29 protein-coding genes are annotated in these 25,554 nt (G+C 44.1%); all 29 read left to right on the top strand.

Features of this window, described 5'->3' with window-relative positions; genetic code table 11:
- The first annotated feature begins 5 nt into the window (after positions 1-5).
- Entirely contained in the window at positions 6-1,553 is a 1,548-nt protein-coding gene (flgK, locus tag ACFSO0_RS05400; protein WP_376877404.1) for a flagellar hook-associated protein FlgK, read from the top strand.
- Between the two features lie 40 nt (positions 1,554-1,593).
- Complete coding sequence (flgL, locus tag ACFSO0_RS05395) at positions 1,594-2,493, top strand: flagellar hook-associated protein FlgL (RefSeq protein ID WP_376877401.1); 900 nt, start codon at positions 1,594-1,596, stop codon at positions 2,491-2,493.
- Positions 2,494-2,520: 27 nt separating this feature from the next.
- The gene (locus tag ACFSO0_RS05390; protein WP_376877398.1) at positions 2,521-3,099 is read left to right on the top strand and encodes a DUF6470 family protein; all 579 of its coding nucleotides are present in this window, start codon (positions 2,521-2,523) and stop codon (positions 3,097-3,099) included.
- Positions 3,100-3,112: 13 nt separating this feature from the next.
- The gene (gene fliW, locus ACFSO0_RS05385; RefSeq protein WP_376877395.1) at positions 3,113-3,532 is read left to right on the top strand and encodes a flagellar assembly protein FliW; all 420 of its coding nucleotides are present in this window, start codon (positions 3,113-3,115) and stop codon (positions 3,530-3,532) included.
- Between the two features lie 12 nt (positions 3,533-3,544).
- On the top strand, positions 3,545-3,793 hold the full coding sequence (gene csrA / locus ACFSO0_RS05380) for a carbon storage regulator CsrA (protein WP_376877392.1): 249 nt from the start codon (positions 3,545-3,547) through the stop codon (positions 3,791-3,793).
- Between the two features lie 160 nt (positions 3,794-3,953).
- On the top strand, positions 3,954-4,772 hold the full coding sequence (gene hag, locus ACFSO0_RS05375; protein ID WP_376877389.1) for a flagellin Hag: 819 nt from the start codon (positions 3,954-3,956) through the stop codon (positions 4,770-4,772).
- An 88-nt stretch (positions 4,773-4,860) separates the two neighbouring features.
- Positions 4,861-5,133, top strand: a complete 273-nt coding sequence (locus tag ACFSO0_RS05370) for a hypothetical protein (RefSeq protein WP_376877386.1) — start codon at positions 4,861-4,863, stop codon at positions 5,131-5,133.
- 22 nt (positions 5,134-5,155) lie between these two features.
- Positions 5,156-7,156: a motility associated factor glycosyltransferase family protein gene (locus ACFSO0_RS05365; RefSeq protein WP_376877383.1), complete on the top strand. Its 2,001-nt coding sequence runs from the start codon at positions 5,156-5,158 to the stop codon at positions 7,154-7,156.
- The gene (locus ACFSO0_RS05360) at positions 7,156-7,512 is read left to right on the top strand and encodes a hypothetical protein (RefSeq protein ID WP_376877380.1); all 357 of its coding nucleotides are present in this window, start codon (positions 7,156-7,158) and stop codon (positions 7,510-7,512) included. Before ACFSO0_RS05365 ends, ACFSO0_RS05360 begins: the two co-directional genes overlap by 1 nt.
- Positions 7,509-8,876, top strand: coding sequence for a motility associated factor glycosyltransferase family protein (locus ACFSO0_RS05355; RefSeq protein WP_376877377.1), 1,368 nt, complete (start codon positions 7,509-7,511; stop codon positions 8,874-8,876). The genes ACFSO0_RS05360 and ACFSO0_RS05355 overlap by 4 nt, the downstream gene beginning before the upstream one ends.
- A gap of 17 nt (positions 8,877-8,893) precedes the next feature.
- Positions 8,894-9,913 (top strand): SDR family NAD(P)-dependent oxidoreductase, encoded by a 1,020-nt coding sequence (locus tag ACFSO0_RS05350; protein WP_376877374.1) that lies wholly within the window; start codon positions 8,894-8,896, stop codon positions 9,911-9,913.
- Positions 9,914-9,925: 12 nt separating this feature from the next.
- Positions 9,926-10,651, top strand: a complete 726-nt coding sequence (locus ACFSO0_RS05345; RefSeq protein ID WP_376877371.1) for a cytidylyltransferase domain-containing protein — start codon at positions 9,926-9,928, stop codon at positions 10,649-10,651.
- Positions 10,652-10,707: 56 nt separating this feature from the next.
- On the top strand, positions 10,708-12,231 hold the full coding sequence (gene fliD, locus ACFSO0_RS05340) for a flagellar filament capping protein FliD (protein WP_376877368.1): 1,524 nt from the start codon (positions 10,708-10,710) through the stop codon (positions 12,229-12,231).
- 18 nt (positions 12,232-12,249) lie between these two features.
- Positions 12,250-12,630 (top strand): flagellar export chaperone FliS, encoded by a 381-nt coding sequence (fliS, locus tag ACFSO0_RS05335; protein WP_376877365.1) that lies wholly within the window; start codon positions 12,250-12,252, stop codon positions 12,628-12,630.
- Positions 12,631-12,640: 10 nt separating this feature from the next.
- The gene (locus tag ACFSO0_RS05330) at positions 12,641-13,012 is read left to right on the top strand and encodes a hypothetical protein (protein WP_376877362.1); all 372 of its coding nucleotides are present in this window, start codon (positions 12,641-12,643) and stop codon (positions 13,010-13,012) included.
- Between the two features lie 38 nt (positions 13,013-13,050).
- Positions 13,051-13,419, top strand: coding sequence for a flagellar protein FlaG (locus tag ACFSO0_RS05325; RefSeq protein ID WP_376877359.1), 369 nt, complete (start codon positions 13,051-13,053; stop codon positions 13,417-13,419).
- A 61-nt stretch (positions 13,420-13,480) separates the two neighbouring features.
- Positions 13,481-14,572 carry a UDP-2,4-diacetamido-2,4,6-trideoxy-beta-L-altropyranose hydrolase gene (gene pseG / locus ACFSO0_RS05320; RefSeq protein WP_376877356.1) on the top strand — a complete coding sequence of 364 codons (1,092 nt, stop codon included), beginning with the start codon at positions 13,481-13,483 and terminating at the stop codon, positions 14,570-14,572.
- Between the two features lie 13 nt (positions 14,573-14,585).
- A complete protein-coding gene (pseH, locus tag ACFSO0_RS05315) occupies positions 14,586-15,104 on the top strand; it encodes a UDP-4-amino-4,6-dideoxy-N-acetyl-beta-L-altrosamine N-acetyltransferase (RefSeq protein ID WP_376877353.1) in 519 nt (172 codons plus the stop codon).
- 27 nt (positions 15,105-15,131) lie between these two features.
- Positions 15,132-16,196 carry a pseudaminic acid synthase gene (pseI, locus tag ACFSO0_RS05310; RefSeq protein WP_376877349.1) on the top strand — a complete coding sequence of 355 codons (1,065 nt, stop codon included), beginning with the start codon at positions 15,132-15,134 and terminating at the stop codon, positions 16,194-16,196.
- Between the two features lie 16 nt (positions 16,197-16,212).
- Positions 16,213-17,157 carry a GDP-mannose 4,6-dehydratase gene (locus ACFSO0_RS05305; RefSeq protein WP_376877346.1) on the top strand — a complete coding sequence of 315 codons (945 nt, stop codon included), beginning with the start codon at positions 16,213-16,215 and terminating at the stop codon, positions 17,155-17,157.
- A 10-nt stretch (positions 17,158-17,167) separates the two neighbouring features.
- Positions 17,168-18,376: a UDP-4-amino-4,6-dideoxy-N-acetyl-beta-L-altrosamine transaminase gene (pseC, locus tag ACFSO0_RS05300; protein WP_376877343.1), complete on the top strand. Its 1,209-nt coding sequence runs from the start codon at positions 17,168-17,170 to the stop codon at positions 18,374-18,376.
- Positions 18,377-18,464: 88 nt separating this feature from the next.
- Positions 18,465-20,087 carry a DUF2920 family protein gene (locus tag ACFSO0_RS05295; protein ID WP_376877340.1) on the top strand — a complete coding sequence of 541 codons (1,623 nt, stop codon included), beginning with the start codon at positions 18,465-18,467 and terminating at the stop codon, positions 20,085-20,087.
- Positions 20,088-20,179: 92 nt separating this feature from the next.
- Positions 20,180-21,418: a flagellin lysine-N-methylase gene (gene fliB / locus ACFSO0_RS05290; RefSeq protein ID WP_376877337.1), complete on the top strand. Its 1,239-nt coding sequence runs from the start codon at positions 20,180-20,182 to the stop codon at positions 21,416-21,418.
- A gap of 263 nt (positions 21,419-21,681) precedes the next feature.
- Positions 21,682-22,491, top strand: a complete 810-nt coding sequence (locus tag ACFSO0_RS05285; RefSeq protein WP_376877334.1) for a motility protein A — start codon at positions 21,682-21,684, stop codon at positions 22,489-22,491.
- Positions 22,484-23,281, top strand: coding sequence for an OmpA family protein (locus ACFSO0_RS05280; RefSeq protein ID WP_376877331.1), 798 nt, complete (start codon positions 22,484-22,486; stop codon positions 23,279-23,281). Before ACFSO0_RS05285 ends, ACFSO0_RS05280 begins: the two co-directional genes overlap by 8 nt.
- A gap of 43 nt (positions 23,282-23,324) precedes the next feature.
- Positions 23,325-23,477 carry a hypothetical protein gene (locus ACFSO0_RS05275; protein ID WP_376877328.1) on the top strand — a complete coding sequence of 51 codons (153 nt, stop codon included), beginning with the start codon at positions 23,325-23,327 and terminating at the stop codon, positions 23,475-23,477.
- A gap of 101 nt (positions 23,478-23,578) precedes the next feature.
- Positions 23,579-24,394, top strand: coding sequence for a basic amino acid ABC transporter substrate-binding protein (locus tag ACFSO0_RS05270; protein ID WP_376877325.1), 816 nt, complete (start codon positions 23,579-23,581; stop codon positions 24,392-24,394).
- 85 nt (positions 24,395-24,479) lie between these two features.
- Positions 24,480-25,154, top strand: coding sequence for an amino acid ABC transporter permease (locus ACFSO0_RS05265; protein WP_376877322.1), 675 nt, complete (start codon positions 24,480-24,482; stop codon positions 25,152-25,154).
- Between the two features lie 93 nt (positions 25,155-25,247).
- The gene (locus ACFSO0_RS05260) at positions 25,248-25,445 is read left to right on the top strand and encodes a cold shock domain-containing protein (protein WP_376877319.1); all 198 of its coding nucleotides are present in this window, start codon (positions 25,248-25,250) and stop codon (positions 25,443-25,445) included.
- The last annotated feature ends 109 nt before the right edge of the window (positions 25,446-25,554 follow it).

Here is a 25,554-nt window from a genome sequence, read left to right as displayed (position 1 = left end):
TCGATATGCGCTCTACCTTCCATGGGTTAGAAGTCAGCAAACGCGGGCTGTTTGCCCAACAGTCTGCCTTGAATACAACGGGACATAATATTGCGAATGCGAATACGGAGGGGTATACCCGGCAGCGGGTCAATATGCAGGCGACAACGGGACTGCCGTATGTGGGAATGAATGCGAATGTAGAACCAGGGATATTGGGAACGGGTGTTGAGGTAGTCTCGATGCAACGCCTTCGTGAAGATTACCTGGATCAACAATATCGGAATGAAAACAAACACAATGGTTATTGGGAAGCCAGGCTGGACGGATTAAGCAAAATTGAAACAATCATGAATGAGCCCTCGGATACCGGGTTGCAAACAGTGATGGATCAGCTGTGGCAATCATGGCAAGACTTAGCCAAGGAACCTGAAAGCTTGTCTGCACGTGCGGTTGTTCGCCAGCGAGCAATTGCCCTGACGGAAACATTTTCAGCGCTTTCTACATCTCTGACGGAGCTTCAAACCGATTTAGATAACGTAGTGTCCACAAAAGTATTGGATATTAATTCTATGGCAAAGCAATTGGCAAATCTCAATAAGCAGATCTCCGACCTCGTTCCTCACGGCTATCAACCGAATGATTTATATGACCAACGGGATTTGTTGCTGGACAAACTCTCCAAGCTTGTCGAAGTGAAGGTAACCAATGGGGCAAACGGGATGGTGAATGTCACCGTTGAAGGTCAAGCTCTGGTGACAGGACGAGAAGCGGTAGAAATGCAAGCGGTAAAGAATCCGATCACCGGACTTAATGATATTACATTGGGCGGTGCACCTTTTGTCCCGACATCTGGTGGTCTTCTCGGCAGCATGGAAGCGCGCGGTATGAACACGGTAGATGCGTCGGGGAATACAATAGTGCAAGGTGTTATTCCGCAGATGATGGGAAGACTGAATACACTTGCAATCAATATCGTAACAGAAGTCAATGATCTGCATCGGAATGGGTTGAATCTTTTTGATATTGCGAATCAAAAAAGCAATTCTGGAGCACCTGCGCAGGATATCCCCTTTTTCGTGGATTCGGATGAATTAGCGAAAGATCCAAATACGAAAGCATATCCGAAAGACTTTTCCAAGATAGCAGTAAACCCGGCCATACTTGGTAGCTTGAATGCGATTGCAGCTGCAAAGCCAGATGCTTCCGGAACTTCTTCTGAAGGGGATAACACAAATGCCCTTGATATTGCTGCGATTAAATACAAGCTGTTGAATTTGACCATTGGCAGCTCTGGACTGCCGGAGACAACGACACTGGATGACTTCTACCGATATACGATCGCTCAACTTGGCGTCGATAGCCAGGAAGCACAACGCATGGAGCAAAACTCGGAGATCCTTGTTGGACAAGTGGATACACAGCGGCAATCAGTGTCGGGTGTTTCGCTCGATGAGGAAATGGCTGAAATGGTGAAATACCAGCACGCTTTTAGCGCTTCTGCTCGAGTCATGACAAGTATGGATGAAGTTTTGGACAAGATTATTAACGGAATGGGACGAGTGGGGCTGTAGAATTTGCTGGTAGAGAGTAAAGGAAAGAAAGGTGAGGGCAATGTCTGTTCGTGTAACTCAAACGATGTTGAATAACAATATGCTCCGAAATCTCTCTCGTTCGATGGGACAAATGGATAAGCTCCAAATGCAATTATCTTCAGGCCGATTGATTAATCGACCTTCCGATGATCCGGTGATTGCAGCCAGGGGTATTCACTATCGCACGTTACTTGCTGAAAATGATCAGTACCAGCGGAATGCGGACGAAGCGCAGTCCTGGATGGAACTGACTGATAAATCGATGGATGAAGCAGGTTCTATCTTGCAAAGGGTTCGAGAGTTGGTTGTATATTCCGGTGATGGTGCTCTGGAAAGCAGTTCATTTGAAGCGATGGCAAAGGAAATCCGGCAAATCAAGGAGCAGATGGGGACGATTGCGAACCAGATGCTGGGTTCCAGATACATTTTTGCAGGAACAGACACCCAAACTCCTCCTTATAATGTAACAACTGGACAATTTGAAAACACAAATTCAAACGAGATTAAATTGGAAATGTCTGAGGGTGTGTTGGTGCCCATTAATATAAACCCACAAGGCACCTTCAATTTTAAGGGAGCCTCTGGCACTGGGGACAACATCTTTCAGCTTCTTGACAAGATGGCAACACAATTGGAAAACGGACAGGATGCCACATCTTTCCTGGGTGAGCTGGATGATCAAATCGATAACTTTTTGGCGCAGCGGGCTACTCTCGGTGCCCGAATGAATCGGATTGAACTGGTACAGGGACGATTGCAAGAGCAAGGGCTTAGCATCAGCGCTCTCATGTCTAAAAATGAGGATGCAGATGTAGCGGAAGTCATCACCAATTTGAAAACACAGGAAAATGTACACCGTGCCGCTTTGGGTGCAGGAGCGCAAATCATTCAACCGACCCTCCTTGATTTTCTGCGCTAACTCGTCAATTAGGATGGTGGCTATCTGATGCGTCTTCCTCAAATACGTATGGAGCAACGATTTATACAGCTGGGTTTGGAGATTGAAAAACCGGTTCAGGAGATTCAGCAGCCAAAAGCGGAATTGAACATGAGACAAGAACCGGCAATTTTGGAGATCCACAGCCCGCGCGGTGAATTGACAATTGATACCAGTGAAGCGCAGGCTAACCTGGACTTGCGATCTCCTCGCAGAAGAATCCAGGATAATGCTGAATACGGCTACCAAAAATGGCTGGAGGCGATCGCCCAGATAAGTATGGAAGGCGATCGCCTTGCAGCTATCGAAAATAAGGGGAATCCTATAGCCGACCTTGCTTTTGAAGACAGCGGGATCTATCAGGGAAAAGAAATCATCGCTGCTGGATCGCTCATTGGGGACGGTGTTGAGATCCGATATGAAGCGAAAAAGCCTGAGATAAACGTCATAGTACGCGGTGTGCGTATGGACCCAGAGATTAAAAAGCCGATCTTGAATTATACCCCTGGAAAAGTGCGGGGCAAAATCGAAGTGTGGAATAGCTTGACTATTGATTTTGTGGGTTTGTATGTGGACAAGAAGCGATAAAGTAGGTGAAAAGATGCAATTGGCCAGTATCAGCGAAGGGACAAAGCTGTACTTTGAAGATGGGATACCGGGTTTTCCGGATCTGATGTTCTTCCAACTACAGCAGCAAGAAAATGACACCCCGTTTTATTTTCTTTCGTCGTTGGAAAATCCCGCGGTGGAGTTTGGACTAATTAACCCTTTTGCAATTTTCCCCGACTACGAATTTGTATTGGATGATGTGATAAAGGAACAACTTCGTGTACAGGATGATACTGCACTGATGGTTGTTAATATTGTTACGATCCGGACCGAGGGCGAGGTAACGGTGAACTTGAAGGCCCCCATCGTAATAAACATTGAAAATCGCATGGCGAAGCAGGTTATATTAAATGATGAACGCTACCCCATTCGACAGCCGCTTTTTCAGCTTCAGCAAAAAGTGGACAAGTAAGTAGGTGAAGTCATGCTTGTGCTATCGCGCAAAAAGAATGAGTCTATCATCGTCGGCGATCATATCGAGATAAAAATTATTGCAGTAGAGGGTGAAATGGTACGGATCGGGATTGAGGCCCCGCGTTCCGTACAGGTACATCGAAAAGAGGTTTATGAACTGATCCAGCAAGAGAACCAGCTTGCCTCCATGCAAAAGCCAAATTGGGATGTACTGAAGCAACTGGTACCCAAAAATCAAGATCCGTCTGATGTCGAATAAACATCAGATTTTTTCTTTTTTTAGCGAATTTAGTATAAACAAGTAGGAACACGTTTCCGATACTATTAATGGAAGGGAAACTCAAGCGCGCGATTGAGATCCTTTCGGAATCGTAAACTGTCACACGGACGTGACAGCAACAATCAAGGAGGAAGAAAAGATGATTATCAACCACAACCTGACAGCTTTGAACACTTACAACAGACTGACTGCTAACAACAGCATGGCAGCAAAAGCTATGGAGAAGCTCTCCTCTGGTCTGCGTATCAACCGTGCAGGTGATGACGCTGCAGGTCTTGCTATCTCCGAAAAAATGCGTGCACAAATTCGTGGTCTGGATCAAGCTTCCCGTAACGCTCAAGACGGTATCTCCCTGATCCAAACTGCTGAAGGTGCATTGAGCGAAACTCACTCCATTTTGCAACGTATGCGTGAGCTGGCAGTTCAAGCTAACAACGATACTTACACCACTACTGACCGTGCAAAACTGGGTGCTGAGGTTGTTCAACTCCAAAAAGAAATCAACCGTATCGCATCTCAAACTGAATTTAACACGAAAAAACTGCTGAAAAGCGGTATCTCTGTTTCTTTCCAAGTTGGTGCAAACTCCGGTCAAATTATCGGTATGTCCATCAACAAAATGGACGTAAGCTCTCTGATTGGTTCTAAAGGTGTAGGTTCCACCTTCAGTACTGCAACTAACTTTAGTGCCATCATCGCAAACGTAAACAGCGCAATTAACAAAGTGTCCAAAGAGCGTGCTAACTTTGGTGCTTACCAAAACCGTTTGGAACACACAATTAACAACCTGAACACCGCTTCTGAAAACTTGACTTCCGCTGAATCTCGTATCCGTGACGTAGACATGGCTAAAGAGATGATGAACTTTACAAAAAACAATATCTTGTCTCAAGCGGCTCAAGCTATGTTGGCTCAGGCAAACCAACAGCCACAAGGTGTTCTCCAACTTCTTCGTTAATAAAAAGAAGAGTCGTAAAGGAAAAGCCAACCGTTATAAAGGTTGGCTTTTTTCAAAATCAGCAATTATAGTGGAGGTGAAATTTTCATTGACGCAGGACAAGTTAGTATTAGAAAAAAATGTTCATAATGTATGCTATGCTTTTTATCGATATGAGATTTCTTCTGGCCTTGTTCAACTAGAGCAGACTGTTTCCATACTTACGGAGATTATAGCTCAGAACCAATTTGAGGAAACGAAATTATCGGAAATGAATCTGCTCCTAAGTACGATTCTGAAAGCGGTAGAAAATAAAGACTTTATAATAGCTGCCGATTTGTTAAAGTACGAGCTTCTGCCCCGACTCGCTGAAGCGTCATAGCCTTTCTTAAAAGGAGATTAGAATGAGTTACTATGATAGCAACATTCAATACTTAGTGGAATATAATCAATGGCTCCTGAAGCACATGGAAACCGTTCGTACAGATCATATCGAATCGATTCAAGTAGGACAAGATTATGTTTATAAGATGGTAGATCATCAGGGGATGGAATTTTACTCTGGAAGCATTTATGATCCGCAGTTTGAAGCAACACAATTTCTGGATAAAGTAAACTTTGATAATACAGCGTATGTTTTATTGGGAATGGGCTCTACAGCCATTGTAAAACAAATTTTAGAAAACAAAACCGAAGCTTCGTGGGTTTTAATCATAGAAAAAGATACGGCTCTCGTTAAGAAATTCCTGGAGGACGTTGATTTATCGCCATATTTGGAAGGCAAACTGCAAAGGCTGATCATATTGACTGAGTCAGTCGGAGATATGTCGACAGTATTAAATACATTGTTTGTTTCACTAATTGGGTACTATTTTTTTCAGACAGATTTACTCCGGACTTTCGCTACATTCCGTAAAGACTCTGAGTATTACGAAGAGGTCATTCAAGAACTCGTGAATCATCTGCGTAATCATATGACTTCAATGGGCAATTCTCTCGAAGACACATTGTTGGGTATGGAGAATGAATTAAAGAATGTGCCTGTTGCCTTAAAGTCACATCGTCTAACGGAGCTGAAAGAGAAATATAAGAACAAGCCTATCATATGCGTAGCCTCTGGCCCGTCATTAGACAAGCAGCTTCCTTTACTCAAAAGTGTGAAAGGAAAGGCTCTCATTATTTGTGCCGAATCAGCTTTTCGTGTTTTGCTAAAAAACGGAATCGAACCAGATATCGTTTGCATTCTTGAGCGTGGAGCAAATTCTTATGATCTTTCTATTAAAGGATTAAAGATTCCGAAACATACAGCGCTGATTGGCTTAAGTTTAATGGATAGCAGGATTCCTGAATACTGGAATGAGTATGTGGTGCCAGTCTTCAAGGAAAATATCTCCCATAGCAGGTTGATGAGTGAGGCTTTGGGTGATATGGGCACCCTGTATAACGGAAGCTCTGTTGCGCATCTGAGCTATTCCCTCGCGAATTACTTGGGGGGAGCGCCAATTGTTTTTATCGGACAAGATTTGGCTTATTCAGAGGAAGGATCTACCCATAGTAAAGACAGTTTTTATGTTGATCAATCTGGTATTGAGATGAGTATTGAACAACGTAATCAAATCAAAGATAGTCTACAGGATGATAAGAGTTTTGTGAACCGTGAAGTATACTTGGATGGTTACTATGGGGGAAAAGTTAGGTCAAGAGAATTGTGGCGACAGTTCCTGTTTTGGATGGAACACTTAATTACTGTGCAACCCTCTGCATTCGTTATCAATGCAACAGAGGGTGGTGTTGACATTAAGGGCACGCAAAAAATGCCGTTTAAAGAAGTGGTAGAAAAGTATTGTCAAGAACCTGTTGAGACAATCCCGGAGGTCTTTTCCAGTCTTCCGCCTGTACCGGATGCAGGGCAATTGCGTGAGAAGATTTCCAATATGATTGATTTCTTTAACAAGCAGTTAGGAGAGTTTGAACGTATATCCAGTTTTGCCGAGGAAGTTTTAGACGCGGCGAACAAGCTTCAGGAAGAGCTGGAGGATCAAGAAAAGGTAGAGCTTCTGGAAGAAAAAGCGAGTAGGATCTTAAGAAATGTAGAACAAATATTGAAGGATGTTCTGAGCGACTCGTTCATCACTTTCTTCTTGCGCCCGCTTTTATCAAATTATCACGTGAAGATCAATCCAATCTCCCGTGTGTCTTCTGTAGACCGATTGCGACAAATCCTTACTCATCAATGCTATTTCTTAAAAAGATTGATTAAAGGAAAAGAGCAAGTACTAGAAGTGTACGAGAAGGGTATCGAACAAATTGTAATCAAGTTGGGTTATGACCCTGAAGAGTTTTATCTTGAAGCAAAACCGAAAATAGAGTTCCCAAACTGGTTATTTGAGGAGGAAAAAGGATAATGCCACAACAACTGATTGATGAAACGATAGAAAGCATTCACGAGTATTTGCCCAAGCTATCTGCTGCTGCAGAGAAGATTTCTAGCGATATTCAGTATAATCGTAACAATTGGCTGGATGCACTGCTCATGTTTTTAGATGGAATGGATTGGTTGATACAGGCAGTACAAGGCATTAGAAAGATAAATGACCAACTGTTAACAGAGTGGGATGGTGAAACAATGAATTCCTTGCTGGTTCAAATGAATCAAGCGATGGAACAAAGTGACTTTGTTTCTATGTCTGACCTCCTTCAACATGAAATGAAACCACTGCTCTCAACATTTCAAGCGAATTTGGAGAAAGTATCACATTGAAACACTATATCCAACCTGCTGCTGAAGCAGTTGATGCGCCAACAGTAGTCGTAGAGAAGGCTAAAAATGGGGAGTGGACATCTTATGTTAATGTAGAGGGCTCTGCTCCTTTTTACATGCATAGTCGTTACGATCCCATTGTTGAAGCACAACGTTTTTCACAGGCTCATATACAGCACATTCTAAAAGGTGAGTATGATCGGATCATTATATATGGTGCGGCCTGCTGCCATCACGTTAAAGAGATTCTTCAGGATACTGCTTTGCAACAATTGGAAATAGAAGTGTGGGAAACAAATTGTGGGTTGTTTCAACAAAATGAACAACGTGGGGTTTATGCTTCTGTTTGGGATGACCCTCGAATTCGTTTTATTGTCGCAGATAGCCTTCATATCTTTTCGCAACGAGTCGAACTGTGGAATGACGAGAACGTATACGTAATTGTTCACGAACCGTCTCTAAAAGCCATGCCCAAAACATTGGAGCAATTAAAATCTGTACTAAAAGATTACCAGATACATCAAAACAGTGTGCTGGCTTTTCATGATTTGTTACTTGAAAATTTCGAGAGAAACACGCAAAAGAAGTGGCCGTCCCTCTCCCCATTTCAAGACAAGTTTCATGTGCCGATCTTGCTAGTCAGCGCAGGTCCATCATTGGAGAAGTCGCTTCCGCATCTTGCCGTTGCTTCTAAACATTGTTTGATTGGTGCAGTAGGAACAGCACTTAAGCCGTTATTACTTAGAAATATTCGGCCGGATTTTGTTGTAATGACCGATCCCAAACCAGAGATGGTAAAGCAAATATCCGGAGTGGAACAAGAACAAATTCCACTGTTTTTCTTGAGCACTGCTTGTTCAGAAGTTGTTGAGCAATATTCTGGCCCGAAATTTATTTTGTACCAGGAAGGGTATCCATTTGCTGAACAGGAAGCCATGAAGCATGGGGAGATATTGGTGAAAACAGGCGGCTCTGTGTCTACCACCTTGTTTTCTCTTGCAAGAATCTTAGGTTGCCATCCTATTTGCTTGATTGGTCAAGATTTGGCTTATACCAATAATCAGACACACATGGAAGGCACCCCTCTCTACAGACAGTGGACACAAGATGTAAAAGGAGAACTGGTAACATCCTTTGATCGTAAAGGAAGTGTAATTGCTCCGAGAAATTTATTGCTCTATAAAAAATGGTTCGAGGAGCAAGCCAGGAATGCCGAGGAAGTTTTTTATAATGCAACAGAGGGCGGAGCTTATATAGAAGGTTTTCATCATCTTGCTTTGGTTGATTTTATTGAAATGCAGCAAGGCTTTAATGCGGTTGATGCACGGCGATCTGTTCATTCAATTATCCAAGAATATAGCTGAACGAGTAGGGGTTGAACATGATAAATTACGAGGGAAGTAAAATTCTGATTATTGGCGGAACAGGTACTCTGGGGCATTACTTGGTACGCTATTTACTCACTCAGAATCCAAAGGTAATCAGGATAATGAGTCGTGATGAATATAAGCAATTTGAAATGCAACGAACATTTGCTGATCAGCAGCATAAACTTCGCTTTCTGATCGGCGACGTTCGAGACGGACAAAGATTGCACAGAGCGATGGAAGATGTAGATTATGTATTCCACCTGGCTGCGATGAAACACGTACCGTTTTGTGAGTATAATCCGTTTGAGGCAGTACAAACAAACATAATCGGAACACAGAACATGATTCAGGCAGCCATTCAAAATGGTGTGAAAAAGGTACTGTTCACTTCTACTGACAAAGCAATTGCTCCGACTAATACCTATGGCGCATCCAAGCTAATGGCAGAGCGCCTTATTTCCGCAGCAGAATACCAAAAAGGCCCCAAGCAAACGGTTTTTGCCTCAGTGCGATTCGGTAATGTTATGGGGTCAAGGGGATCTGTAATTCCGCTTTTCAAAAAGCAAATATTGGAAAACCACAGGGTTACAGTAACCGATTTGACAATGACCCGGTACATGATGACAGCTTCAGAAGCGATGAAACTAATGCTGAAAGCCAATGAATTATCTGATGGCGGCGAAGTATTTGTACTCAAGATGCCGACGATTCTTCTGAGAGATCTCGTTGATGTGGTAATCGAAGAAGTGAAGTCTGCCTACCAAATTTCAGATGCGATTGAAGTGGAAGAAATCGGGTTGCGTCCGGGTGAAAAACGTTATGAAGAGTTGATGACCGCAGAAGAAAAGCTAACTGCTTGGGAATTGCCGGATATGTTTATTATCCCGAGTGCATTTAAAGAAGAAAAGTCAGATAGGCCTTATCCTAATGCGAAAAGAGTTGTGAATAGAGAAGTCAGCTCACATCAAGAACAACCTATCTCACGGGAAACCCTTCGGCATTGGATTATCGAAGAAGGGCTAATTAAGTAAGGGGTACCGAACATGCGCAAAGTGGTCATTATTCAAGCGAGAATGGGTTCTACTCGCCTGCCAGGTAAAGTAATGAAAAAGCTGATTGACCAAACTGTTCTATCTCACGTGGTAAAAAGAGCGCAATCTTTTTCTGATGTGAATGATGTTGTAATTGCAACCACGAGAAAGTCAGAGGATGACGTGATTGCAGAAGAGGCAAAACGGTTAGGTGTGCCGTTTTACCGAGGAAGTGAAAATGATGTACTTTCTCGCTATTATGAGGCTGCGAAAGAGCAGAGGGCGGATGTCATCGTAAGAATCACATCCGACTGTCCTTTAATTGATCCTCTGGTGTCCAGTGAAATATTAAAAATACATCTTAATAGCAGCGTAAATTATACCAGCAATACATTAGAACGTAGTTACCCGCGTGGCTTGGATACCGAGGTTTTTTCCTTTGCAGTATTAGAGACGGCCAATCGAGAAGCCATAGAACATCATCAACGTGAGCATGTAACCCCGTTTGTGTATGAAAATACGGATCGGTTTTCTGTTAGATCCATTACGTGCGAAGCGGATTATTCACACTACCGTTGGACTCTCGATACTCAGGAAGATTGGGAATTAATAGAAAAAATCTATCAACACTTATATCAGAGCGACCGGTTGATCAAGTGGAAGGATTGTTTGGACCTCATGAGGAATCACCCCGACTTAGCGTTAATAAACGCTCATGTCACACAAAAAAGTAAATGAACCTTTCATATCAGCCGATATAAATAGTAAGGACTAATACATTGGCGGTGAGAGAAATGGCGATACGAATTACTGGGTTAGGTTCTGGGCTTGATATTGAGTCTCTCGTTAAGCAGGAAATGCAAGCAAAACGAATTCCGATCGACGTAAAAAAGCAAAAGCTTACCCAATTAACATGGACTCGTGACGCATATCGGGAGATGAATACGACGGTTTCTGCTTTTCTAAATGAAGCCCGTAAATTAACGCTGGAAACAAACTTTTTAACCAAAAAAGCAATCGTTTCTTCCAATGATTCACAAAATGTACTTGTAAACCCAACGGCTAATGCAATTAATGGAAACTATTCTCTTAAAGTAAATCAAATAGCGAAATACTCAACCATATCCAGCAGCGCAGCTATTGGACTGGGGACAGCCGGAGTGGCAACACAAAACTTAACGCTAAGGGTAACGGGAGAGTTAGGAACTCAGGATATTGCTATTGCAAACGGTGACAATGTCAGTCAGATTGCTGCAAAAATAAATGCCCAATCCAATTTGACAGGTGTAAAAGCCTCTTATGACAGCCTGTCAGATAAACTGACTTTTGTGAGCAGCAACACAGGAAGTGCTACTAAAATTCAAATTACAGATCTGAATAATACTGACATCTTATACAAATTAAAAGTTGCTGCTAGTGGAGCCAACGATACCGGACTCATACAAAACGGGCAAGACGCAAAGGTAGAATTGAATGGTGGGGGAGAAGTCACTGTTCGTAACAATTCCTTTACCTTGAACGGCATCAATTTCACCTTGCTAAAAGATCCCTCCGGTGTTCCTTATACGGTCAGTTCATCCGTAATGTATGATGTGGATTCAGTAGTAAATACGATAAAAGGCGTTTTTGACAAATATAATGAACTAATCGAAGTGATGAATAACAAGATTAGTGAGCCAAAATATCGTGATTACCTCCCACTGACCGATTCTCAAAAGAGCGAAATGAAAGATAAGGATATTGAGGCGTGGGAAGAAAAAGCGAAATCCGGGTTGCTTCGGAATGATAGTGTCATATCCAGCGGGCTGGATAAAATGAGGCGGATGTTGTCCGACGTAGTATCGGGTATAGGAGCTGGTCAGTTCAATTCACTTGCCAGCATCGGGATCACAACCAAGCCATCAGATGGTACGAACAGCCTTAGTTATATGGAAAATGGCAAAATATACGTTGATGAAACGAAGTTGCGCGATGCCTTAACCAACTCTCCAGAGCAAGTTTCAAACCTTTTTACGAAAAGCGGAACTAGAGACCCGCAAACAGGCAGACTGACTACGGGCGCCGATGCCGGTATAGGTACTCGATTGTTTGAAACTGTAAATGACATTATTTCCGGGTTAAGCCAAATGACACAGATCGTACCAACGCAAAGTGCGCTGAATCGTCAAATTGATGATTATACGAAAAGAATATCGTATGAAGAATCAACTCTGTCGGATTATGAGCAAAGCCTGTACAGCAAATATGCCCGGCTTGAAGAAATGCTCAACAAATTAAATTCGCAAGGCAGTCAATTAGCAAACTTCTTCCAAAAATAGTAATACCGGAGGGACAGTATGATTCAATCGGCGGCGCAAAACACCTATAAGCAAAACCAGTTTGGAACGGCAACGCCAGAAGAGCTCACATTGATGCTTTACGAGGGTGCAATTGTTTTTATTAAACGAGCAAAACAGGCTATTCAGGATAATAATTCAAATCAAGCCCATAATCTGATTACACGTGTGCAAGACATCCTCAGCGAACTCATTATTACACTTGACCGCAAGTACCCAATCGCCGAGAATATGTTGCTCCTGTACGATTATATGAACTCGAGGTTAATAGAGGCTAATATTAAAAAGGATCGTGCGGTACTTGACGAGGTGGAGGGCTTTTTTCAAGAATTTCGTGAAACATGGAAACAGGCGATGATTCTAGCCCGTGCCCAAAAGTAGGTGAACGGTTATGCCACATACGGTGGAGCACTTGCTTGATCAGGTGCTCAAGCAAACCGAAGCAATTGTGAATACTCTGGGCCATGTCGATCCAGAGCAGGAAGATGTGGAAAGTAGCATTGTGGCTTTGACGAACGAGCGGGAAGAGATTCTTCAAAAATTATATACGCACTTACTGGAGGAATCAAATCCAGAATCATATCAAGCAGTTTATCAGCAGATAAAGCAAAAAGAGGAAGAAGCCATTCAGATCATTACTGCAAGAATGGGTCAATTGGAGGCACAACTTCAAGACGCAAAACAGAAACGCTCCTTTGCCAGTCAATATGATTCTTATTTTCGTTTAATGCCTTTCGGTGCTTTCTTCGACCAAAAAAAATAGATCAGAAGAAAATAACGGTGTGAAAGGGAAGGATAAGAATGGAAATCAAAACGGTTGGCACTACTTTCTTTGAAAGTAGTGAAACATCTGCGATGATGGAACAAGGGGCAGAAAGGCGGGTTAACGGACGCGCTGCAAGTGATTCTGACAGCTTTCAAGGTGTACCTCAGAAAAAAGACTATACTCAGAAAGAAATAAGCAAAGAGTTGGAACACCTCAACAAGTGGGCCGAGATGAAAAGCTCGCACTTGAAATTTGTTCTTCATGATCGACTGAATGAATATTATGTTCAGGTGGTCAGTGATAGTACCAACGAAGTCATTAAAGAGATTCCCTCTAAGAAGTTCATGGACATGGTGGCTAATTTCTACGAAAAGTTGGGTTTAATCGTGGATAAAAAAGCATAAGAATCCCCCCAAAGCGGGGGGATTCTTTATTAACCATTTATGATTAGGGCGGGGAATGGCCATGCCACACGTAGTTTTCCGGACAGACTCATCAACAAAGATTGGCAGCGGCCATGTAATGAGGTGTCTTACACTTGCCAATGCTTTAAGGGATAAAGGCTGGAAGGCAACTTTTATTTGCAATTTACTCCCTGGGAATATGGCCGATTGGATCAGTGACCAAGGGTTCCAAGTGGTGAAAATGCCAATTGAACCTGATGAATTAGGGAAAGTGTATGAATCACCATATTCCTATTTTCAAAAGCATTATTGGGAAAAGGATGTACATAAAACTCTTTCCGTCATGAACGGATGGGAAGAAAGCGTGGAATGGTTAGTTGTTGACCATTATGGCATAGACAGTAAATGGGAGAGAATTGTCAAACCATTTGTACATAAAATCATGGTCATTGATGATCTTGAAAATAGAGAACATTGTTGTGATTTGCTTCTGGACCAAAATCTACTCCCGAATATGGAATCTCGTTACCAAGGAAAAGTGTCTAAAGCAACAGAGCTGCTAATGGGACCTAAGTATGCACTCATTCGTCCGGAATTTGTTAATCTGCGAAAGCGAATAACGAATTTGACGGTAAATCCCAATCAAATTTGCATTTTCTTTGGCGGAAGTGATCCCTCCAATCAAACCAGAAAAACATTGGATGCATTGGATTGGGCCGATTTAGCCGATATAAAAGTAGAAGTGGTCATTGGCAGTTCCAACCCGCATCGTGAAGAATTACAAGCGTATTGTGAGCAGGCACCAAACGTTCAACTCCATATTCAAACCCCCAAAATGCCGGAAATTATAGCGCGATCAGGTTACGTGATTGGGGCAGGCGGGACGAATACATGGGAAAGATGTTGCCTTGGGAAACCAACTCTCCTACTCACAGTCGCCGAAAATCAGGTGGAAATTTCAAAAGAGGTTCATCGTCAAGGGGCAGCATTGTATCTAGGTTGTGCAGAACGTATCAGCGCTTACGAACTCGGAAAGGTTATCAGGGAACTTCATAATAAACCCGAAATATTAAACAAGATGGCCGAGATTGCTTTTACTCTCGTTGACGGTAGAGGAGTAGACAGGGTGATTAACCGATTAGTAACAGAGTAAGGGTGTGATTCGTTTGCAGTATCGATTGAGGGAAATAGAAGAGTCTGACCTTGAATTACTTTTGAACTGGCGAAATTCTGATCGGATCAGGAAGCAGATGTATCATGATAGCCTGATATCTTTGGAGGAACACAGAGCGTGGTTTGAGAGAGTGAGCAAATGGGACCATTGTAAATATCTGCTCTTCCTGGTAGATGAAGAACCATATGGACATGTAAACTTTACGGAGATTTCTCTGGATAAGCGATCTGCAAAATGGGGCTTTTATATTGGAAAAGAAGCAGCTCCAAAGGGCTTGGGAACGAAAATGGCTCTACTAGCTCTAGATTATATCTTTTCCATCATAGATACTGTTTATGGAGAAGTATTGAATACGAACATTGCCAGCTTAAAATACCACCAGAAGTTAGGCTTTCGCAATGTTGGAGAGAAAGAGAACGTGATTTTTCGAGACGGTGAATGGGTAGGTGTACAGCTTTTTGAGTTAACAAAGCAAGACTGGCAGCAACAAAGAAGACAATTTACCTATTAAAAACCATTTCGATTAGGGAGAAATGAAATGAGTCAACCTAAATCTTTTGTGATAGGGAACAGAAAGATTGGTCGGGATGTTCAACCATTTATCATTGCGGAGATGTCTGGTAACCACAATCAATCATTGGAACGTGCATTGGAGATCGTAGAAGCGGCAGCGAAGGCGGGGGCACACGCTCTCAAAATTCAAACCTATACAGCCGACACGATGACGATCGACCATGCAGAGGGTGAGTTCTCGATAGATGACCCAAATAGCTTGTGGAAAGGGAAGTCTTTGTACAAGTTGTATCAAGAGGCGTATACTCCTTGGGAATGGCACAAGCCTATTTTTGATCGTTGCAAGGAGTTGGGAATGATCGGTTTTAGTACGCCTTTTGATGAGTCTGCTGTCGACTTTTTAGAGAGTCTGGATGTTCCCATCTACAAAATTGCATCTTTTGAGAATATCGATCTTCCTCTAATTCGCAGAGTCGCACGCACGGGCAAACCAATCATTATTTCTACGGGTATGGCCTCAATTGCAGAGCTGGACGAAGCAGTTCGCGCAGCGCGTGAAGAAGGTTGCGAACATCTGGTCTTGTTAAAATGTACAAGTACCTATCCAGCCTCACCTGAAAATACTAATATTCTTACGATTCCGCATATGCGTGAATTGTTCAATGTAGAGGTTGGATTATCTGACCATACGATGGGTGTCGGTGTCGCTGTCGCGAGTGTAGCCCTTGGAGCAACAGTCATTGAGAAACACTTCACTTTGAGACGAGCTGATGGAGGCGTGGATTCGGCCTTCTCATTGGAGCCGCAAGAATTTGAAAGTCTCGTGGTCGAATCGGAGCGTGCTTGGCAAAGTCTTGGCAAAGTCAGGTACGGTCCAACAGAAAAGGAAAAAAACTCTTTAGTCTTTCGACGTTCACTCTATGTCGTGGAGGACATAAAAAAGGGAGAGACTCTGACAAAACAAAACTTGCGCGCTATTCGCCCGGGTTACGGACTCCCCCCCAAGTATATTGACCAATTACTTGGCAAAAAAGTAAAGCGAGATGTAAAAAAAGGGACACCAGCAAGCTGGGAATTGTTTGACGAATAACGAAAGGGTGCTAGCAATGAATGTACTGGTAACAGGTGGAGCAGGCTTTATTGGACGTTGGGTAGTGAAGCGTCTGTTAGATGATGGTCATCAAGTATGGGTTTTGGATGACTTGTCCAATGGCCGCCGTGAGAACATTGTCGAGTTTGAGAATCATCCGGGATTTCGTTCATTTGTTCATGGGGATATAAAAGATGAAAACGTGCTGGAGCAGTTGTTTCAAAACCAATTCAGCATTTGTTATCACTTGGGTGCAAGTATCAATGTTCAAGACAGTATTGATGACCCACGCCCTACATTTAATAACGATACAGTTGGAACTTTCTACGTTTTGGAGCAGTGCCGTAAAAACAACGTAAAAATGGTCTTTATGAGTACGTGCATGGTTTATGATCGCTGCAAGGATGAAACCGGAATTACAGAGGAACATCCAATTAAACCTGCTTCCCCGTATGCAGGATCGAAAATTGCCGGGGAAAACATGGTTCTATCCTATTATTTTGCATATGGACTGCCAACGGTTGTAATTCGACCGTTTAACACGTACGGACCGTTTCAAAAAACCGGTGGCGAAGGTGGAGTTGTTGCCGTCTTCCTGAAGCGGAAGTTAAACGGCGAAAACTTGTGCATATACGGAGATGGGACTCAAACTCGTGATTTGCTATATGTTGAAGATTGTGCACGGTTTGTTGTTGAAGCGGGCTATTCCGATGCTGTTAATGGCCATATTGTAAATGCTGGTTTAGGCCGTGATATTAGCATTAATGATTTGGCTATGCTAATTGTTCAAGACAAGAATCGCATCCAACATGTAGAACACATTCACCCGCAAGCGGAAATTCAAAAGCTCCTTTGTAATTACCAGAAAGCGACGCGCCTGCTGAATTGGAAGCCAGAGATTTCACTTGAGGAAGGAATCCGTCGAACCGAAGCATGGATCGAGAAAACAAACCTGATATAGGAGGAAAACCATGTCAGCAAATCGGGGGAAATTGGCAATCCATGGGGGGGCACCAGTTCGAGATACTTATCTCTCCTATGGCAAGCAGTGGGTTTCCGAGCAAGATATTGAGGCGGTTGTACAAACTTTGCAATCGCCCTTTTTAACACAGGGACCAAAACTAAAAGAGTTTGAAGAAGCGGTCGCGGACAAGGTCGGAGCAAAGTATGCGGTTGCGTTTTCCAATGGAACCGCTGCTTTGCATGGTGCTTGTTACGCTGCTGGTATCACAGCAGGTGACGAGGTAATCACCACACCTATGACGTTTGCGGCAAGTGCTAACTGTGTTCGATATTGTGGGGGAACGGTTGTTTTTGCGGACATTCGTCCTGATACATATAACATCGACACTCAAAAAATTCGCTCTCTGATTACACCTCGTACAAGAGCCATTATTCCTGTAGATTTTACAGGTCAGCCTGCTGAACTTTCAGAGATTATGGAGATTGCCAGAGAACATAATTTACTCGTAATAGAGGATGCTGCCCATTCTCTGGGTGCCTTCTACAAAGGTAAGCGTGTAGGAAGTATAGCTGATATGACTATGCTAAGCTTTCATCCTGTCAAACATATAACAACAGGAGAGGGGGGGGTTATTACCACCAACTCGAAGGATCTTTACGATAAATTATTACTGTTTCGCAGTCATGGAATTACAAGGGAAGCATCTTTTATGCATAAGCAGCCAGAGGGACCTTGGTATTATGAGATGGTGGATCTCGGATACAATTATCGCATGACTGATTTGCAGGCTGCGCTGGGAAGGTCGCAAATGGAGAGGTTGGATGAGTTTGTCTACCGCCGCCGACAAATTGCGTCGGAGTACAATCGGCGTTTTGCAAATAACCCTTTAGTCAATATTCCCTATCAACTGGACGGTTGTGATTCCAGCTGGCATATCTATGTCATCCAACTGAATCTGGAAAATTTAACAGTTGGCCGCAAAGAAGTCTTTGAAGCGCTGATCGCTGAGAATATAGGTGTCAATGTACATTACATCCCGGTGCATTTGCACCCATATTATCAAAACTTGGGATATAAGCCAGGTATAGCTCCCATTTCTGAATGGTTATATGAACGAATTATAACTCTTCCGCTTTTTCCGGCGATGAGTGATCAGGATGTAGAAGATGTGATCTGTGGTGTTGAAAAAGTGCTGTCATATTATGAATATCAATAACAGAATCGAGCATATTTGAAGGCGGTTTTGCCCAACCCCATTTATTTCAGGCAGCCTTATTTCTCTAAACTCAAATAGGTGGGTTAATATGTCGACATTGAAATTTATGATTACACCTCATGCAGATATAGAACTCTTTATAAAAAGAGACCCGATTGATTATTATGTGTCAATTCCTGGTGATGGGGTTACGAATGATACAGGAGTCATTTTATCTATTCCAGGGTTTGGCGGGACCGCTGACTCCGAATATTATTCGCAAAAATTGAACCCGTACTTGGCGGAAAGATACAATTGTATAGTGGTGTCTATGAATTACTTTGGGATTCACCGCACTAGGCTCATGTATCTGGACAATTCGTTCAAGGAGAGTATGGAAAAGCTATATCATACGCCTGTCGACTATTGGGATCATATTACTTCTGACGTGGAGTTAAAACAACGAATTGTCAAAGTGTTAGAAAGCAAAGGGATGCAGTCTCTTGACCCGCGCTGTCAAATTCTCAGAGTTACCGGGAGGAACGAATATCAATCTTTTGGGTTTTTGCCGACACTTGACTGTTTAACGGTGCTTGGCGATATTTTCAAGCGTTTTCCACAAGTGAACAAGCAGAAGGTAATTGCCTATGGAAGCTCTTATGGCGGTTATATTGCCATGCTATGTGGGAAATTCGCACCTAATACTTTTTCGCTCATCATAGAAAATTCAGGCTTCTCCCGCGCGGAAATAAACTTTATGGTTGGAAGAGAAATTTTGAAATCCGACTTTGTCATGTACCAACAGCATAATGAAAAAGTTTATTCGATGTCCTGCGCCTATAATAACCCTTGGACAATCCTGGATGAAACTTCAAAGTTCTACTTATCAGATTCCCATAAACTTATTCGTAGTTTATTAGTGGAAGAACATCGAGTCCCATCAGAAACACGTTATTATCATTTTCATTGTGAGCAAGACAATATTGCTTCGGTAGAAGATAAGGACAGGGTGATCAGTCTATTAAGGAGATATAACCCTACCTTCTATAAGCGCGTTGGTCAAGGGGATATTGACGGTGTCTTGTTCAAAAAATACGGGCATGCGATGGAGGCATCGTTACGCAAACTTTTTGATTACGTTGCGGAACTGGATGCTGGGTCCCAACTGTTAAAACGGACACCGACAAATGAGTTTCTGGAAAACGCTACCAGAGTGTTTAATTGTGGAGAAAAGGATTACTATTTTCATTTCAAGGATGATTTTTCATTAGAAGTAAAAATCGAATCCAAAGTAAAAAGAACCGATTATTCGCAAAATTCTTCGGATGTTATCAGTCAATCCAGGGCAGAGACCGAGCTTCCTCCTGTTATTAAGTCACAAAAGCTTTTGGAACAATTAAAAAGAGTATCTGATTCAATTCTGGACTCACTTGGATTTGTCATTTCAAAAGTAGAACAGGATGAGCTCGAACCAACGAAACAAGTTATGCAAGAGATCATAGACGCTTATCTCCTGATTATGAGCCAGCTCGAATCACTCCATGAAAGTTTGCAGTTCGATCAGATTAGCATCCTTAACGATGAGATCGTTCATTTGTTTACGGTGGTCGTTCACTCCTATAACCATCACGACTCGTATCAGTTGAAGCAGGTACTGTCTCAACAGCTGTACAAGCTGGTTGTCGATTGGAAAGCGGAAATAGATCATATGCTTGAACCTTACCTTACTTAATTCGTAAATAATTGAAAAGCCAACTACCATCTTAACCCTGGAAATTATTATGTAGAGGCAAATAATATAACAGAAGAGAAGGAAACGATATGATGGAAAAACCGATCGTTGCACTTGTTCCGGATTATTACAAAAGGTTTGCCTGTACTGGGGCTGCTTGCGAAGATACTTGCTGCAGTGGATGGAGTGTAGATATCGATCAAAATACTTATCGTAAATACGAAAAAGTAGCAGATCCTGAAATAAGTGATCTGTTTCGTGAGGTGTTAAAAAGAAATCACGCCAATCCGTCCCACGGACAGTATGCTACTTTCAAAATGAAAGAAATGGCATGTCCACTTTTGACAGAAGAAAAATTATGCTTGCTTCAACTGAAATTAGGCGAAGACTATCTGTCCAATCTTTGCAGCACGTTTCCGCGTGTGGCGAATATAGTAAATGGCGCATTGGAAAAATCATTAACCTTGTCTTGTCCTGAGGCAGTGCGGCTTAGTTTGCTTAATCCAAATAAAATGGAATTTGAAGAAGTAATGGAACCCCCAAACATGCGTCACTATGTAAGGCATATTATTCATACAGCAGCAGAGAAGACAAACGAGCTTGACCGTTACTTTTGGGAACTGCGAATATTTACAATAAAGACAATACAAAATCGTCACTATCCTCTTTCAGATCGCTTAATCATTCTTGGCATGTTCTATCAGAAAGTACAAGAATGTATAGACGAGGGAAATTATCAAGCCATCCCGCAACTGATTCAAGCTTATGACGCATTGATCATGGAAGAAGAAGTGAAGAAAAGTTTATCAGGTATTTCAACTTCTGTAACGATCCAGATGCAACTGATGAAAGAACTCGCTGATTTTCGTGTTGCAACGGGAATCAATACTCGAGTCAGATATTTTGAATGCTATCAAGAGATGCTGCAAGGACTTCAATTTACAGCAGAGGCAGCTATTGACGAGGTGAGTGATAGATATCAAAAAAGTTATCAGGAGTACTACTTGCCAGTCATGCAAGAGAGGGAATACATACTTGAGAATTACTTGGTGAATTACGTATTCAAGAATGTATTTCCGCACTCGACTTCGATGAAAGTTTTCGAGGAATACGTGATGCTGGTTGTGCATTATTCACTGATCAAGCTTCATCTCATTGGAATGGCTGGCTATCACAAAGAGTCATTTAGCATAGAGCATGTGATAAAACTCATCCAATCGTTTTCAAAAGTAGTAGAACACGATAGCCTGTACTTGAGAAGAATACACGAACTACTGGTGGCAAACGGCTTTTCCAGCATTGCTTATATGGCGATTTTAATTAAAAATTAATACCTTTTTCATAAAGGCTTTTCGTGAGGTTTTTGTGCAGAGTGTAAGGGGGGCTTGCTGTTTTTCACAGGCAGCCTCCTATTATTTTCGGCGGCTTTATAAACGTGTGGCTCTTCTTTTGAATGAAAAATGAACCCCGTTTCATTCATATTCGAGCGAATCTCCATGTGATCGAAAACCTCTGTTATAATAATAAAATTAAAACTGCCGATAAACCAAAGGATCATCCGTTTTCGAGTCAAACCACTAGGAAGGTGACACCATTGTCCACAAAACGCCGCTCGCTGCTCCTCATCGGAGGAGTGCTGCTCATCTTCATCCACGCCGTCTACCTGAACGGCAGTCTGGCCGATTTGGTCAATCCGACCGCGATCGAGCTGGTCGCGCTCGCTGTCATCATCTCCTATGCCATCAAGCGCAAGCATTTGGATCTGAAAGCGATCGCGCGCTTGCTCATTCATGGGCGCGAGAGCAACGTCGAGGAGACGATCAAGCGCTTCTACTACTACGCGCTCGTGCAGAAGGAACAGGGGTATATCGCGCTCGAGCAGGAACTGCAAAAGGAGAGGGACTCGTTCGTGCAGCGCGGCAGTCTGCTCGCGATCGAGGGCGTACCGGAGGACGAGCTGCGCCTCATTCTGGAAAACGAATTAAAAGGGGAGCAGTACCGCTACCAGCAATCCGCAGGCTTTTTCCGGCTTGTCAGCTTGCTGGCTCCCGGGATGGGGCTGGTCGGGACGCTGCTCGGGATGACGGGCGTACTGAAGTCGCTCTCTGACTTTACGGTGACGGGGCACAGCCTGAGCGCGGCCGTCGTCGCTACGCTCTATGGCGCGCTCCTCGCGAACATGCTGGCGCTGCCCTGCTACTACCGGCTGATGGACTTGTATGACCGGGAAATGTTCGAGAAGCGCCTCTACATCGAAGGCTGCGTCGGCCTGCAGCGGATGGAGACGCCGCGCTTGCTGTTTGAAAAACTGAACTCGTTCCTGCCCGGCGACCAGAAGCTGGTGCTGATCAAAGAGCCGGGCAGCATGAGGGGAACGATCGAAAGGCAGGATCGCTATGCTTGACGACCGGCTGTACGACGAGAAGGAGCTGGAGAAAAGCTGGCTGATCAGCTACAGCGACCTGATTACGCTGTTGTTCGTCATCGTGGTGATTATCGCGGCGTCCCACGCGACCAGCATACAGACCCAGCGGGAAGAAGCCAAAAAGGAAACGGCCCAGCAACAAGCGGCACTGCAGCAAGTCCACGAGAGCATGGATCTGCTGAACTTGCAAAAGCTGGAGCTGCAGCGGGAAGTGCATGAACTGGAAGCGCAGAAAAGGGCGCTGGTAAATACCGGGGAGCCACCCGTGCCGGATGCAGCTGTTCCTGCCCCGCCGATTGGCTCTGCTGAGACAGACACGGCTCAGCGCGACATGGAAACGGTGCGAACGCAGCTGTCTTCCGCATTGGCCGAGCTGAATCTCGATTTTGAAGAGACGCAAGAAGGTTTGCGTATCCGCCTGCCGGTGAGCATCCTGTTTGCAAGCGGTTCGGACGAGCTGAAGCAGGAGGGCAAAAAGGTCGTCGGGACGGTAGCGGGTGTGCTGCAGAAGTTTGGCAACCGCGTGCGGATCGAGGGATACACTGACGATGTGCCGATTGCCCGAAGCCACTACAAGACGAATTGGGAGCTGTCGACGGGTCGCGCCATTGCGGTAATGCGGGAAATGGTTGATGTGTACACATTGTCTCCCACCCGCTTTACAGTAGCAGGATTGGGAGAATCCAGGCCGTTAGTGGATAATTCCAATGAGGAGAACCGTGCGCGCAACCGCCGGGTGGAGATTATCATTTTAGCAGAAAAAGAATAATTCATATTTTTCTGCGATGCCTGCATTTTCTAGGAGGATTCCTGTGTATCAGATAGAAGTATATCTGACAGAAATCTTTCATTTTTTCTGGCAACTTCTTGCCCGTTGTGGACATCTCATTCTGACCGGAGTGAAAAATGGCCGCGAAACGAGCAAGAAATTGCTGCGCCCAGCTTGTGCGCAACTTCATGTGTAAAATGTGGATAACCTTGTGGAGTAAGCGAATTACACATGATTTGTTTGTGTATAAGTCTGTGGATAAAATCACAAAGAGACAGTATCAAGGGGGTTTTTCGATTGAGGATCGGGAAAAAATGGCTGGCTACACTTGCGTTGACTGTAGGGGTGGGACTGATGGTCTCAGCCTGCGGATCGGGCGGCGGTCAAGCATCGGGCGGCCAGCAAGCATCGAATGGCGGTTCAGGAGCGGGAACCACGGAAAAGGTTTATGTAGTAGGTACGGACGCTGCTTATCCGCCATTTGAAAAGATGGAGGCAGACAAAATCACGGGCTTTGACATCGATGTGATCCAAGCGGTAGCGGATGCTGCCGGAATCAAGATCGAAGTGAAAAACACCGGTTGGGACCCGCTGTTTGACGGCATTGACAAAGGGAATGTCGACATGGGAATCTCCGCTGTTACCATCACGGATGAGCGCAAACAAAAATACGACTTTTCGGAGCCTTACTTCGATGCGAACCAGCTGATTCTTCTGCCGGAAGATTCGACTGTGACCAAGCTGTCGGAGCTGAAAGGCAAAAAGATCGGGGTGCAGTCTGCCACGACAGGCGAGCAAGTCGTGAAAAAGACATTCGGCGATACGTATGAAGGCATCAAAGGCTACGACGATACGCCGTCTGCCGTAGACGACTTCTTCATCGGCCGGGTAGACGCTGTTGTAGCGGACAACGCTGTGCTTCAGGACTACGCGAAGAAAATAAAAGACAAGAAATTCAAGCTGGTCAAGGATGATTCGTTCGAGGTCGAGCATTACGGCATCATCGTGAAAAAAGGCAACACCGAGCTGCTGGACAAAATCAACCAAGGCATGAAGACAATCAAGGAAAACGGCAAGCTGAAAGAAATCAACGAAAAGTATTTCGGCCAATAACGGCAGTAGATGTAGCGCAAGACGGGTGCGTCCAGAGGCGTACCCGTTCCTTGTGCTTGTGCAGCTAATGAGAGGAGGCGTGCACTTGGACTGGAGTGTAGTTTATGATTATCGGGAATTATTCATACGTGGTGTCGGCAATACGATTCTGCTCACGACGGTAGCCGTTATTTGCGGGACGATCCTTGGCTTGTTTATCGGCTTGGGCAAGATGTCCGACAAAGCCTACTTCAAGGCGCCGGCAGCTATCTACGTGGAGCTGTTTCGCGGCACTCCCCTGTTTTTGCAAATCTTGCTGATTCATACGGCAGTTATCCCGAGCATTTGGGGTATCTTTTTCCCCGAGGCAAAGGTGCCGGAAGCCCTGTTTTCCGGTTATGTGTCGCTGACCTTGAACGCAGCGGCGTATATTGCGGAGATCTTTCGCGCAGGAATCCAGTCCATTGATCCCGGCCAGATGGAAGCTGCGCGTTCGCTGGGGATGACCAAAGGGATGGCGATGCGCCTGATCATTATCCCGCAAGCCTTTTTGCGCATGCTCCCTGCGCTTGGCAATGAGTTTATCGCCTTGCTGAAGGACTCCTCCCTGCTCGCGATCATTGCGACACCGGAGCTTGGCTATGCGGCTTTCAACGTTGCGAAAAATACGTTCGAGCGCTTCCCTCCGTACCTCACCTCCGGAGCGATCTATTTAATCCTCACGCTGTTCCTCTCGCGGGTAGTCGTGCGAGGACTGGAGAAGCGATATACCCCTAAATAAAGGGAATGACAGCCGCCTTTTTGGGTACACTAGAAAAGAACCACGCAGGATATCTATCCAAATTTTTCGCAAAAGAAAGGGTTGTGCTGTTTCATGCAAGGCAGAGTAAAATGGTTTAATGCAGAAAAAGGTTTCGGCTTCATTGAGCGGGAAGGCGGCGACGATGTATTCGTCCACTTCTCGGCGATCCAGTCTGAAGGCTTTCGCAGTCTGGAAGAAGGCCAGGCTGTAGAATTTGACATTGTGGAAGGCGATCGCGGTCCGCAAGCAGCAAACGTCGTCAAACTGTAGAAAACAGGAAATCCCCCTGGCCCGGTGAAGGGTGCAGGGGGATTATTATGTCAGTCGGTTATTTCTGGATGCGCAATTGGCGGATTTTGTTGATTCCACGCATTATAGC

It is taken from the genome of Brevibacillus sp. GCM10020057, from assembly GCF_042683565.1.
Classification (GTDB): Bacteria; Bacillota; Bacilli; order Brevibacillales; family Brevibacillaceae; genus Brevibacillus.
The sequence above is the reverse complement of the archived record's forward strand: the minus strand, read 5'-3'. Positions and strand labels throughout refer to the sequence as shown.